This window comes from Gilliamella sp. G0441 (assembly GCF_050589305.1).
Lineage (GTDB): Bacteria > Pseudomonadota > Gammaproteobacteria > Enterobacterales > Orbaceae > Gilliamella.
The window spans coordinates 1-15,548 of the sequence record NZ_JBNRJF010000014.1 but is presented as its reverse complement, the minus strand read 5'-3'; the positions used below and the strand labels follow the sequence as shown (position 1 = coordinate 15,548).

4 protein-coding genes are annotated in these 15,548 nt (G+C 35.6%); all 4 read right to left on the bottom strand.

Annotation, left to right across the window (positions count from 1 at the left end; genetic code table 11):
- Positions 1-621: 621 nt before the first annotated feature.
- Positions 622-2,904 (bottom strand): formate C-acetyltransferase, encoded by a 2,283-nt coding sequence (pflB, locus tag ACKJXD_RS10595; protein ID WP_220215723.1) that lies wholly within the window; start codon positions 2,902-2,904, stop codon positions 622-624.
- Positions 2,905-2,973: 69 nt separating this feature from the next.
- Complete coding sequence (gene focA, locus ACKJXD_RS10590; protein ID WP_220215724.1) at positions 2,974-3,822, bottom strand: formate transporter FocA; 849 nt, start codon at positions 3,820-3,822, stop codon at positions 2,974-2,976.
- A 380-nt stretch (positions 3,823-4,202) separates the two neighbouring features.
- Entirely contained in the window at positions 4,203-14,081 is a 9,879-nt protein-coding gene (locus tag ACKJXD_RS10585) for an SdrD B-like domain-containing protein (protein WP_430876270.1), read from the bottom strand.
- Positions 14,081-15,548, bottom strand: a 1,468-nt coding sequence (locus tag ACKJXD_RS10580) for a hypothetical protein (RefSeq protein ID WP_430876269.1), incomplete at its 5' end; no start/stop codon positions are given. The genes ACKJXD_RS10580 and ACKJXD_RS10585, both read right to left, overlap by 1 nt.

The window sequence follows — 15,548 nt, the reverse complement described above, 5'->3', positions numbered from 1 at the left end:
AATTAACCTAAATATTAATCACTACCATATTTTTTGACTCTTCTGTGATGATAGAGCATTATTTAATGTTTAATGATGAAGGACAGCCCGATTATTTAATGCTATTTTGGAGACATCCATCATTTTGTTAGCCATATCATACCACATAAACTTTTCGTATTAATTATCTTAGGTTAAATCAACTTTTTTAAGAAGTTTATTTGACATTTAATTATATTAAAAAGCACGGTTTAACTAATTTCATTTATACTTGATCCAAACAAAAGCAAGTATCAATTTTGTTTTTATTCACTTTAACAATACTCAATTCAAAAAATTAATTATATAAACTCGATAGAATCACTTTATCAATCTACCGTCGTCTTTAATAATGGTATTTAGTAAAATATTTCTTATTCAACACAGTGTATATTCACTAAAATGCGAAAAACTCATAGTTGAAAAGAATGATTCAGTTCTTATTGGTTGAAAAAATTTTTTCAATAAAAGTTGATGATTAATAATAAACATCATTTACTATTAATTCTGCGTGAGGATAATAATGAGTTTTGAGAAATTTACTAATTCCTTGGTCTTTATAATTTACTCATAAAGACCAAGGTAACTAGAACCTAGAACAAATTACATTGATTGTGTAAAAGTACGTGTAATGACGTCTTTTTGTTGTTCTTTAGTTAATGAGTTGAAACGTACTGCATATCCAGAAACACGAATGGTTAATTGTGGATATTTTTCAGGGTGTTCCATCGCATCTAATAATGTTTCACGATTTAATACGTTAACATTTAAGTGCTGACCACCTTCAACTGACGCTTCGTGGTGGAAGTAACCATCCATTAAACCAGCTAAGTTACGTTTACGTGCATTATCATCTTTACCTAATGCATTTGGTACGATAGAGAAAGTATAAGAAATACCGTCTTTAGCGTAAGCAAATGGTAATTTAGCGACAGATGTTAAAGAAGCAACCGCACCTTTTTGGTCACGTCCGTGCATTGGGTTAGCACCTGGTCCAAATGGCGCACCGGCACGACGACCGTCTGGCGTATTACCTGTTTTCTTACCATATACAACATTTGAAGTAATGGTTAATACAGATTGTGTAGGAATTGCATTACGATAAGTTTTCAGTTTTTGAATTTTCTTCATGAAACGTTCAACTAAATCGACAGCGATATCATCTACACGTGGATCATTGTTACCGAATTGTGGATATTCACCTTCGATTTCAAAATCAACCGCAAGACCGTCTTCATCACGGATGGTTTTTACTTTTGCATATTTAATTGCAGATAATGAGTCAGCAGCAACAGAAAGACCAGCAATACCACATGCCATAGTACGAATAATATCACGATCGTGAAGAGCCATTAATGATGCTTCATAGCTGTATTTATCGTGCATATAGTGAATTGCGTTTAATGCTGTCACATATTGTTTTGCTAACCAATCCATAAAGTGATCTAAACGAGCAAAGACTTTGTCGAAATCAAGATATTCATCAGTGATTGGATCTTCTTTCGGGCCAACTTGCATTTTTAATTTCTCATCCACACCGCCATTGATTGCGTATAGAAGAGTTTTAGCAAGGTTTGCACGCGCACCAAAGAATTGCATTTGTTTACCAACAATCATTGGGCTTACACAACATGCGATTGCATAGTCATCGTTGTTAAAGTCTGGACGCATTAAATCATCATTTTCATATTGTAAAGATGACGTATCAATCGATACTTTTGATGCGAACTCTTTAAATCCACTTGGTAACTGTTCAGACCAAAGAATAGTCATATTTGGTTCTGGTGATGGTCCCATTGTATATAAAGTATTTAAGAAACGGAAAGAAGTCTTAGTAACTAATGTACGACCATCAACACCCATACCAGCGATAGATTCTGTTGCCCAAATAGGGTCACCAGAGAATAATTCATCATATTCTGGAGTACGTAAGAAACGAACCATACGTAATTTCATTACGAAGTGGTCAACAATTTCTTGAGCATCTTTTTCAGTAATTAATCCAGCTTCAAGATCACGTTGGAAATAAATATCAAAGAATGTTGAAGTACGGCCTAAAGACATAGCGGCACCGTTTTGAGATTTAACCGCAGCTAAATAACCGAAGTAAGTCCATTGAACAGCTTCTTGTGCCGTTTTCGCTGGTCCAGAAATGTCGTAACCATATTTAGCAGCCATTTCTTTAATTTGACCAAGCGCACGATGTTGTTCAGCGATTTCTTCACGACGTTGCATTGTCATGGCTAAATCAACACCATTTTCAAAATCCGCTTGTAATGAATTGAATTGTGCAAATTTGTCTTGCATCAAATAGTCGATACCGTAAAGTGCTACACGACGGTAATCCCCAATGATACGACCACGGCCATACGCATCAGGAAGACCAGTGATAACACCTGATTTACGACAACGAAGAATATCTGGCGTATAGATATCGAAAACACCTTGGTTATGGGTTTTACGATAATCAGTAAAGATTTTTTTGACTAAAGGATCAAGAGTTCTGTTGTAAGCTTTACAAGAGTTCTCGATCATTTTGATACCACCAAACGGGATAATCGCACGTTTTAATGGTTTCTCAGTTTGTAGGCCAACAATTTTTTCTAAATCTTTTTCAATGTAACCTGCATCATGAGCAGTAATTGTCGAAATAACACTTGTATCAAAATCTACAGGGGCATGGGTAGCATTTTCAATTTTGATGCCTTCCATAACTTTATCCCATAATTTAGTTGTCGCATCAGTTGCGCCAGCTAAAAAAGACTCATCACCCTCATATGGTGTGTAGTTTTTTTGAATGAAGTCGCGGACATTGACATTATTTTGCCAATCACCATCTTTAAATCCTTTCCAAGCGACCGCTTGTACTTCGTTTAAATTACTCATAGTTTTTCACCTCAGGTTTACTAAAATTTCTATCTACTCTTTTATATATAAGGGTAAATATCATAAAAATCAATGTGGCTTACGTAAATATAATGCCCAATAAGGCAGCGCAACGGCTAAACCACCCAAAATATTCCCGATTGTTACAGGAATCAAATTCTTTAACACAAAATGCTCTACGGTTAATTCTTTGAATGCATCCGGAGATGCACCAATTGCGTGCCAAAATTCTGGGGAAGCAAAATTGTTGATCACAATTCCCATTGGGATCATAAACATATTAGCAATGCTATGTTCAAAACCACTAGCAACAAACATTGCTACCGGTAAAATCATAATTAGCATTTTATCAAGTAAACTACGACCAGCATAACTCATCCAAGCAGCCAAACATACCATCAGATTCGCTAAGAAACCAAGAAAAATAGCCTCAATAAATGTATGATGCAATTTATGATCTGCTGTTTGCAGAACATTAAGTCCCCACATCCCATTGGCTACCATATATTGACCAGAAAACCAAATCACACAAACGAATAGTATAGCACCAATAAAATTACCAATATAGACCAAAATCCAGTTACGAAACATTTTTGCCCAAGTAATTCTATGAGTCATTTTGGGTAAAATAGTCAATATTGTTGAAGTAAAAAGATCTGTTCCACAACAAACAACAAGCATAAGACCTAATGAGAAACAGATACCACCGACTAATTTAGCAAGTCCAAAAGCAACGGTTGCCGTTCCTGTTGTTACGGTAATATAAAATACAAAAGCAATAGAAATATACAAACCTGCAAGAATAGCAGATAAAATAGTACTGCTAGGGTGCTTATTTACTTTATAATTGCCAAGATCTTCGGCGATTTGGGTCATTTGTGCGGGGGATAATGAGTCCACAAGCTTTTCATTACTCAATGTTAACATCCTCAAAAAAACTAGGGTTTTATGAGGCGGATAGTATACTCTTAATTTATGTCAAATCATCAATTTTTTTAGTTAAAAATTTCAAAAATAAATAACTTTATGTTTTAATTAAATATTATTAAAATTCAATCTTGGATGTTTCGGATTTATTTAAATTTATCGAAAGATTTTCGTCAATAAAATTAAAAGAGCAATTTGAAATAGGCATTGTTTTTTAATGGCAAATAACTCTTTAAAAAAACATTTCCATCCCTTCCCTATTATTGAAAAGGGATGAAAACAAAGCAGAACAAGTCTGAAATAAATATGTAAATGTAACTTGACGTTACAATTTGGATATCCATATCCAAATTTTGCTTGTTATCCATATGTTATGGATTACTTTCCTCAGAAACCATGAAGTCAACTTTGCTTGGAAGTCCTGGTGACACTCGTATCACTTTAGGATTTCGTCCAATAACTTCATAGCCTTTAGGTAATGTTCTTGTATCTAATTTAATGACAAAATTGGCTCCTCTTTCCCAACGACCGCCCGATACGCCAACTAAGTGGTAACGACCATTGGTATCAGTAGTAATAATTTCCCCTCGAGTTGTAACCAGTTTTACACCACTCAAACCTTCTTCACCTTCATCTTGAACGCCGTTACCATTTCTATCTACATACACTTTTCCGAAAATAAGTGCATCATCAAATAATGGATCAGCGGTGACGGTTACCGTTGCTTGAGAGGTATTAGATACTACTCGTCCAGTTAATGAATTAATCGCTTTAGCTGTATTGATATATTCGCCCTGAGTGACCCCTGAACCCACAACCAACATATAAGTTAGTGTAGTTTTACCGTTAGATTTTAATTTTATTACCTGAGAAGTAACTGTTCTTCCACCACTGAGGTCTGCAACTTTCTTCCCATCTAAACGTGTAGAACCTTTAACAAACTTAAAGCCTGCTGGTAAGATGTCTTTTATCTTAATAGTTGAAGTCCGGGCACTATTATTGATAATTTGAATTGAGTAAGGCACGATATCACCGACAACCACATTATCTTTTAATGCTGTTTTAATGATTGTTACGTCCGCATCAGTACTACGATAACCTAATAACATTCCACTCGCCAATCGAGTAAAGGTTGTTGCCGGATCTTTTAAAACAACCGGTACTGTATGCGCTCCACCCACACCATTGAATGTAACCGAAGCTGGTGGGTTGGATAAGTTAATTAAATCATGTTCAACCACATTGCCATTATTATCTGTATATTGCTCAAATGACGGTATCAAATCAAATAATGGATTACTACGATTGACACTTACACTACCATCATTGTAATCCCCATACAGAACTCTAACGAAGTATCGTATACCACCATTATTATCAATAATCAGATTACGGAAACTAAATTTACCATTTTCACTACTTACAGATGTAATTGGTTTACCACTATTATCTAAGATATGCTTTTTATCACTATCTAATAAGTAAACATTTACACCTTTTAAGCCTTTGTAATTGGCAGCACCACTTAATCCTTTACCTTGATTATCGTCAAGAATTCTTCCTTCGATGAATCCTCCATTAATATAACCAAAGTTTTGATCAACTAAACTACCAGAGATATCTAATGTGGCTACATTCTCTGTTTTAGGCGTTTTTAACGTACCATTACTATCATGATGAGCATCATCTGGGTCAAAGCTTGCTTTCAAAGTCGTCGGTATACCCGTAACTTCAATTTTCCACTTACCAGGTATGATATTCTTTATTTCATAGTCAATAGCGTTAGCTGCTAGTGAGTGTGTAAAGTGAATAGCTGGGTTATTGACATTTTCAAATAGTAATGTGATAGGTGCATTAACTGAGCTATCAATTGATGGATTGTATTCTCCATCATCATTATTATCTAAGAACACCTTACCTTTAATACCACTAATACCACTCCAAGCAAAAATCACTCCTTGAGCTTGATCAGTTGCACTTGCAAATTGGTAAATTTCCTCCATTTCGTTATCTGTCTTATTTGTTGTCGCAGTAATACGACTATCTGTTAGCATAAAGCTACTAATATAATTAGAATCTTGAATAGACACTTTTACTTTGTAGTTAACACCAGACACTAAGTTTTCAAACTTATATTGACCAAGATCGTCAATATTCGTTCCTGTGCTTATTGCTTCGGCGGTATCAACTAGATCATTTTCGACAAACAATTCAACAGTATAATGAGGGAACAGTAAATCAATACCAATATCTTGTGCAGTAATTGCATTACCATCATTGGTATCGATATCAATTACAACTTGACCACTAATACTTGCTTGACCTTTTAGACCAAAATCAACATTAGTAACTAATGGCGATGATGTAGAATTAATATCAAGTTTGATTCCATTTGTAACCGTTGTAGAAGTTATATTCTGTGGTTTAACTACATAGCTATAACTATAGCCTGAACCTGCTACTGGTTGAATAGTAATAATCCATTCGCCTTCTGCAATATTATTGATTTCATATTGACCACTAGCATCACTAACCGCAGTTAGACGGATATTAGGATTATTTACGTCTCTTGCTTCAACAGTAACACCCGCTAAAGTACTATGATATGTCTGATGTATACCTTTTCCTGAATAATCCTTGTAAATTGTCCCTTTTAACGTTTTTTGGCTTTTATAACCATAATCAATATTGTCAACTAATTGATTAACACTCGTTACCGCTAACGTGTCATGATTACTTGCACTTCCACCATTAACCATGGCTGGACTGAAACTGATTTCATATCCAGACTGAATTAACGTATTATCATCAACACTCACTTCATATTGATTATATGCCGTTAAATTATCGAACTGGTAATGACCATTGTTATCCGTTGACGTTCTGATTTCAGGCGCACCACTTAATCCATTACTTTTGAGGGTAACAGGGATGCCATTTAAAGGTCTATCAATAGCTGCCGCATGGTAATTTAAACCGGCATTATCATTGACATCCATATCGACAACCACTTGCCCAGCAATTTTAGCACTACCCTTCAAGCCATAATCGATAGTTTTACCTGCAGTATCTGTGGCAGAAATGGTTAGCTTCAACTCGCCAGGATTGACCTGATCAATAGACAAATAATTTACAGCGTATTTGACGTAACTATAATTCCAATCTTGAGGATAGCCTGTAATTTTAACAATCCACACACCCGACGTTAGGTTGTTTATTGCATAACTACCATCGGCAAGTGATACGCTCGAAACTTTTGCGTTATTACTTTGATTGATAGCACTCACCTCTACCCCTGATAATGTAGGATAATTAGCATTATGAACAGCATTACCCATAATATCTTGATAGATATGACCACTAATACCTATGTTACCTTTATAACCAAAATTATTACTGACTTTTTGATCGTTGTCCGCCGAAACAACTATCGTAGCAATATCGAATGCATTATTCGTCGATGCCTTACCTGTCGGACTAAAGCTAATGACATAACCACTTAAAGCGTTTGTAGGGTCAGTCACTCGAATTCGATAATTACCACTCGATAGATCATTAAATTCAAAATAGCCATTACTGCCAGTGTTCGTTTGTTTATAGATAACAGTATCATTAGTTGGATCAATTAGGTTTATGGTTAAATTAGCAATACCGGTATCACCTTGTGACAATTGTTCATCGACATCGTTGTCCAGAACAACCATACCTGTAATTATGCTTTGACCTTTCATACCTAGATCAAGTTTGATCTCTTGACCGGTATTTGAATCAACCTGATAACTAATACTATTAGTACTGTTCCCACTTGAACTTACTGATTTTTCAACAAAATAGCTATAAACTAAACTTGAACGTGTTGGATGTGAAACAGAAACTGTCCATTTACCTTCTGTTATATTGTTAAATAAGAAGTTGCCATCGCTACCAACCGTTTGGGTATAAGTCACTTTTTTGTTTTTAAACTCACCTTCAATTTTTACAACAGCACCCTCTAATTTTGTATGGAATGTTTGATAAGAACCATTTCCGGTTGCGTCCAAATAAACTGTTCCTGATAAGTTGCGTTTAATTTGATAACCGAAAGCACGTTTTTCTGGATTAAGTTCATATCGACTGTCATTCGGACCATTAATATCAAACGTTGCTATCGCCGATGGCGTTGCTGGATTTCCGGGACTAAAGACAAGTTTATAATCATTATGATTTACTGTGCTTGTAATTTCATAATTATGTTGACTTAATCCTTCTATTTCAAAAGCACCTGTAGATGGGTCAACCGATATATCTTTAGGTGTGAAGCCCGATTTATTGTTTGCTGAATTTAAGGTTATTACTGGGGTTATTGGTGTAGATAGCTGACCAAATGCCATATCGTTTTGACTATATTGATCATCGTTATCTCGGTCAATTACCACATAACCTTTGATTTTACTGCTACCACGATAACCAATGTTTATATCGTCAACAGTCGATTGATTTGCAGATATTTTGATATCTAATGAAAAACTATTATTTTTAGCAACAACCTTTATATTATTTATTGAAGTATAGTTTAAAACATAGCTATTCCAATCAGGCACATTTTGAGAACTATTAGCTGTAAGAATCCAATGTCCCGGTGATAAATTTTCGAATTTAAAATTTCCCGAACTGTCAGTTATTACAGATAAAGTTGCTTGATTATTAGTCGCATTAGGATTTGAGCCTGACACTTTTGTCAATTTAAGTTCAACATTAGCAAAACCAGTATCAACATCTGTTTTACTTTGACTATTATCCACATCAATCGTTACTTGTCCTGTGATAATACCGCCATAATTAAATCCAGTACTACTACTGAAATCATCATTAGTTAGCGGCATAAAATCAATGATATTTTTATTATTTGCTATCTCTGATGCAGGAATAAGTTTAGCGCCATCTGGTGTAATGACTTCCACTTGATAATAATAATTGATAGGTAGCTTTTCGAAAAGATATTGACCATTTTTCGACGAATTACCATTTAAAGAAATATTATTCGTGGTAATTGTTTTAAGCGTTTTATATTGATTTGAACCTGGCACCTTGTAATTTAGATTTACTGTCACATCATTAGCAAGTTCATCATCTGCCTTCATTTTATTGTTGTTGTAATCAATCCAAACATCACCACCAATTTTTTGCTTACCTAAAACAAGATAATGATTATCAAGTGATCCTTCTAAAGGTAATCCACTGACAGGAATAACAATATTTTGTGCTTGATTGCCTGATTTACTTTGTTTGAAATCATAATCATTAATGGAATTCATTATGATTTTAACAGAATAATTAACACCCGTTCCGTATAAAAGATTAGCAAAATGGTAATGACCATTGGTCGTTTTTTGAGTCATCAACGGCTGTCCACTAGCATTTAACCCTGAATATAATTCAACAGTTGCCTGTACCGAGCCATCAAGTGGATGCGCAAATTGATTTGTATGATTCAAATCTTGGTTAGAATCGTTAAAATCGATATACACATTACCTTGGATTCCGTCGTAGCTAGCTTGACTATAATAGAATATCTTACCGTCAATACCTCGATTATTAATAGCGATATTTGATATGGTATCAATTGGTTGTACTGAGTTTTCGCTATTCCCAACAATAACATAATTTTGTGGGGCCAAAATAACACTGACTTTATAGTTACCATCTGGCAAATTATAGAAATGATATTCTCCATTAGCATCACTGTACTGGCGAACCATCTCTTTATTCGTCGTAGCATCGTATAAACTGAGTAATACCCCACCTAATGGATTACCTGTTGCAGCAGCAGGATCACCAATTAATGTTTTGCCCGAAATACCACTATTTGTTGCGGTAGTACTGGTAATACCTGCCGATGGATTAGCATTTGTTTTCCCTGCTAATAAGAAGTATTTACCTTTCTGACTACCACCTTTAGTATTAAAAGATATCGGATTTAAAGTTTTCTTCGTATTGTTATCCGCATTCGCTATCACGCCATAACCGCTTGGCGGTTCAATTTCAACAGTATAAAGGCTAGCTTTCGAATCTTCTTTACTTAAACTAAAACTATAATAGCCAATTTCATTGGTTTTAAGCGTACTAAATGGCGTTCCTGTTGCGTCACTTCCTTTATATAAATTAATAGTTACATTTGAAACAGGAAGATCACCTGTTCTATTAAAACTGATATCGGGTTGACCATTATTATTGATATCGATCATGACATAACCCGATATCGATGCATCCCCCTCTTTTTTATAAATGAAGTCTAAACCACCACCTGATAAAATTGGCGTCGATGCAGTGATTTGAACATCGTTTACGGTATCAGAAGGACTTTTCAATTCATAGCGATTATCTAAGCCTGTATCCGTTACTTTTATCGTGTAATTATCATTTAAAAGATGACTGAAACGATATTTACCGTTATTGTCCGTTTTGGTATAAGAATATAATTTATTACTACCTTTACGATAAATTTCGACACGTACACCTGTAATTGGCACATCACCTTTAGACGAATCAAAACTACCATTATCATCATAATCGTAATAAAGCTGACCGCTAATTTCAGTATTATTATTGGCTCTAATTAACCAATATTGATTCGGTACGCCTCTTGGTAATAAATAAACCTGCATATATTCCAAATTCGTTTTTATTTCATCTGGAAGATAATTTTTTTCTGTTTTAGACGCACTGCTATTACCAACTAATTTGAAAGTACTTTTATCCAATCCATTTAATCGCAGTAACATGCTCGTTATATATAAATTATTATAACGAGTTGAGTTTTGTTTATTATAAACAAATCGCCCATTTTGTTTTACCTTGTTATCAACAAAATCAGGATCAGCTAAGATTGAATCGATACTTTTCGTTCTATCATAGTAATTAGGATAAATTCTTGGTGTAAAGACCCCTTCTACAGATAAATCTGATAGATTATACCGTTGTAATTCATCTGATGTTAATAAAACGGATTGTTCATTTTTTTCAGTTGATCCAATGATGTCTAAATAAATGTTACCAGACAAAGCTTCACTTAGTCCTGAAGGCGCTATCCTTGCTTGCATAAACCATTGATTATTCTTATCCATATTAACTAATGTACCATCAGCTAAAACTTCAAAGTTTACTGTACCAGGAGGTGAAGAAGGATCCTTATCGGCAATATCTAAATATTTATTTTTATCTGCTTGGTGGACAATACGGTATTTGCCTTCTGGTAATGATTTTAGGTTGATTGTTCGATAGTAATCACCAATAACACTCCATTTTTCATATGCGCTACCATTCCAGAAATAGAGATCAAAATATCCATCGCCTTTTTCTAATGTTTGCTCACCTGCATAATCCATATCGCCATTTAAATCATTAACCGGTGCTCCCGAAAATTCTCCTTTACCTTGCATTAAAAAGTTTTTCGTCATCGGGACATCAAGTTGTTTAAATTTTACTTTATAACTTGGCGCTAACTCTTTAGCGGTATTAGTAACAGAAGTTGTCCCTGGGTATATAGCTTTAACGATGTAAGTGACATTACGATTGATACCATCTTGTTGCCCTTGAAAACTATAATCTCCTTTGGCATTGGTTAGTTTTTTACCAATAAAATTACTTCCGTTTTCAGTACAATCATTAGAACTGTTATCTTCGCAAAGTAAAACGACCGCATTTCTTAATGGTAGGTCATTAGCATTGTACATTTGCCCGGTTTGTATCTCACCATCGCCTAACCATGTATCTAAAAATACTGTGCCACGAAGAACATCTTCGTTAATTTTCAATTTATACCAGATGTTAGTGCCTGTGTTATATCTGTTACCACCACTCGCATTAACAACAATGCTTGATATCGTTTTCTTGTTATCATTAGGATCGATACTTGCTCCCCTATTCTGATCATTATTTTCGAAATCAACATCGCCAGCCTTGATATTACTATCACCACCATACTCCTGTTTAGCAGTAACACGATACTCTCCGTTAGGCAAATTGGTGAAATTGTAATAACCATTGTTATCGGTTGCAAATTCAGTGATAACTGTCCATTTTCCAGACACTTTGCGTTCCAGAATAACCCGATTTTGTTTAATAGGTGTATCTTGATTTGGATTATAAGATCCTAAAGCCCCTCGATGGCTATTATTTAAATAAACATATCCAGAAATCGTATTGGGTCTTTTTGGTGTAAAATAGATGGTGTCTTCCCAAGTTTTATTTGGAGTGACATTAATCGAATATTCGCCATTATATGATTCGGGATAATTTAAATTATCCGTATCATATTCAACAACAGAATAATAAAACAAACCGGCATGATCGATAGGATAATCTTGTGAGCCTCTTACTCCATAAAACCCTGGTTTTTGATAGCTAACTTCTAATTTATTACCTTGTAAATCGGTTGCTTGAGTCACACCATCTTCTTCAAAAAAGGCTATTTTAGTATAAGTACTGGCGGTAATTGCTTCAAGCCCATTAATCGTTGAACTCCAACTCCAATTCCCATTAGCTGTTTTCAAATAATTGACGACTAATAAATTACCTAAATTTTTACGTATTGGTGAATACCAAAAATTTTGGTTAGTTTTTCTGTCATTAAGTTTAGGTACAATAATCTCTTTAGCCGCAATGTTAGCTTGTGTACCATTACTTAATGTGACCTTACCTTTATGAATACTTTTTGATTTAGAGGAGGTACTGGTTGACTTACCGTCTGTATCATTAACAAAAACAGTATTATTTAAATTTATATTTGACTCTGTGACAACAACTTTATAATCTTTATTTTTTACTAATCCGACAAATTTATAAGCGCCCAAATTACCAGTGAATTGAGAAGCAATTTTTTCCCAATCGGTTCCATTATGTTGGTAAAGATCAACAGTGGTATTAAGTCCTGTACTACCTTGAGCCGCAAGTGGAAGATTATTGTCCGTTTTACCTGAATCCGGACCGGCTAGAATATATTGCTGAGGTCCTAATACAAACACATTTCCGGATATACTTGATAAAGATGTATCGTAAGGATCTAATTGAAACAGGAAATTAGGACCACTAGGTACCCCTGTTGAGTCAGGTATTGTTAATTGTGCTTTTGCCCTGTTTTTACTATCAGTAGTAAAAGGCGGAGAAGTGACATTTGTTACCTGAATATCATAAGTGGCAACAGCTAGATCACGAAAGCTGTATTTACCATCACCGCCCGTAATAACTGTATCGGTTCCCATTACTTTGGTTGTTGTACCAGAATAATACAGCTCGACCCTCATGTTTTGTAGACCAGTATCAATATCAGCTTCATAGGTATTGTTGTTATTTCTATCAACCACAACAACACCATCAACAGAATTGGTATTACGATGTTTAAGATTAAACTGTCCGCTTTGATCTGAACCTACCATCTTAAAAGAAATGAGTTTAGCATATTGATGACTATTATCTGGTAGTGTTACATCCCATAATTTATAATTTTGAGTTTTTAAAAAGAGATCAACATCTTCATCAAAATAGGCCTCATATTTAACGTTTAATAAGGTGTTTTTTATCTCTATTTCGCCATTATTATTTGTCTTTAATACGATATTATTATCCGTATTGGTTACCATTCCAAACGTTGATTGAGTACGTATTTTTACTGGAATATCTTTAATACCTGCATCTGTTCCATTTTTAACTTTTAGACGAATAGTTCCCCCTTTTCCTTTTAAAAAGAGGTTTTGACTTAACTCACCTGTTGCCCCTCTAACAGTTACGTTTTTGGAAACTTTTTCACCATTATTGGTTGCTATTTCAACGACATAATTCCCTAATGTATTAACTTCAAAGTTATACTGACCATCATCATTTGTTTGTTGATTTGCTATTAAGACATTTTCATCGTTTTTTAATGTAACGGATAGACCTTGTAACGGAAATGTTACTTTAGCTGCGGTATCATCGTAGTCTAAAAATACTCTTCCCGATATTGGAATTGCATTAGCTATCGATACTACTGCAAATGACATAAAGATAGATAGCCACATCCATTTTAGACATTGTAATAACACTTTATAGCCTAGAGCATCAACCCACGATCTTTTTTTAGCATTCATTTTCACTGTTGCATTATGCGCAGTTCGCATTATCTTTTCTCCTGATATGCGTAAATTCTCTTCTTTTTGATTTTCAACTTTTTGGTCTGAATTGATTTGCATGGGTAAATGCATTTGACCACTGTTAACTTTTTGCCAACTGTTCATTAGAAACTCCCTACTACATTGACAAACCAACCATGTGAACGGTAGTTCAGGTGCGTTAAGTTGTCGTTATAATCCGTAAAGTTATAACCCACTCCCATCTTGATATTGTCACCGACATTTCGGTAAATACTGGTCACAATCCCGTCTTTATGGTCATCTGCCAGATCGGTACGTAACGTTCGACCTTCTATCTGGTATTCCCAGTCACCTGTCTTGTAATTGAGGCGTATTGCATACAAGCTTGCCCCTGAGGAGTACCATGAGCTTTCACCTTTGTAACGTAAATGCCCTTGTCGGTGCGCCGCTTTAAACGCTGTTTCCCAGTTCGCATTCCACTCATATACACCTTCTAATGACCACACCCAGCTCTTTTGGTCATACAGACTTGAGGTATAACTTTTGCTATTTGACGACGTCGAGTTCGCTATCAGCTGATCATCCGGATCTAAACCATACACATACGTCAGCTTACCGAATAAATTCAGGTTATTGATGGATAACGGGCGATAAGCAAAGCCTATTGTCGATTCTGTGTAGTTACTCAAAACATCGTTCGAATTATTTTGTTTACCAAGTGTTTTCGCAAAATCAAACTGCGCCATCCAGCTGAGGTTCTCGCTCACGGTCGTTTTTGCCCGGTTGGTCGTTACCCATTGGCGGATACGCTCACTACCTTCATCTATCCGGTATTCCACCCGGTTACGCACCTGAACGGTATCATTTTTATAACCGTATCCTACTGCATACACATCCCGACGAGTTTCATCATTTCCGGTTAAACTAGTACGGTTTCGGTTACGGTTATTCACCCGTCCTACCGAGTAAGACCCTTCAACAAACTGAGATTCAGTCGGTTTATAAGTCACCCCGTAAACATCAGAGGTGGTTCGGTCAATTTTAGTGGTTTTAAATTGTCGCTCTGAGTAAAGCTCCATCTGGCTGGTCGCTTTGCTACGTCCCCCGACAACCGTCGTAATGCCCCGACCCGAGGTCGAGTCCACATCATTTAAGACTTTGGTATATAAACTGGTGCGGTCATTCACATCCCAGCTACCCTGAACGCCACCACCGGCACCCCGATTTGATGCAAAAACTTCTGCACCCAAATTGATGCTTTCGGTAATTTGTGAGCTGTACCCTAAGGTAGTGCGATTGTCATCAGACACATCACCCGATTTAGTCATCGTCATTTGCTGGATGAAATAACCTTTATCCCGTCCACCAAAAAACGAACGCTCTATTTTCGCTGCCACTAAGGTTTCACGGGTAGAAGCATCACCATAATTATGGGTATTGCGTTGTTGTAACTCTAACGCCGTTTTATATAAGTCTCCGAGTGTCGTGTAGTATTGTGCGCGGGCTATTTTTTCAACATAATTTGCCTTGTCTTTTTCACTGCTGTAACCCAGTAAGACCCCTTTTTTATCCGCCTCAAAGTCATAACGTAATTCGCCACCCCACTCTTCT

Excerpts from the sequence above, each read along its gene's own strand:
- pflB (WP_220215723.1), bottom strand. The coding sequence starts at position 2,904 with ATGAGTAATTTAAACGAAGTACAAGCGGTCGCTTGGAAAGGATTTAAA.
- ACKJXD_RS10585 (WP_430876270.1), bottom strand. The coding sequence starts at position 14,081 with ATGAACAGTTGGCAAAAAGTTAACAGTGGTCAAATGCATTTACCCATG.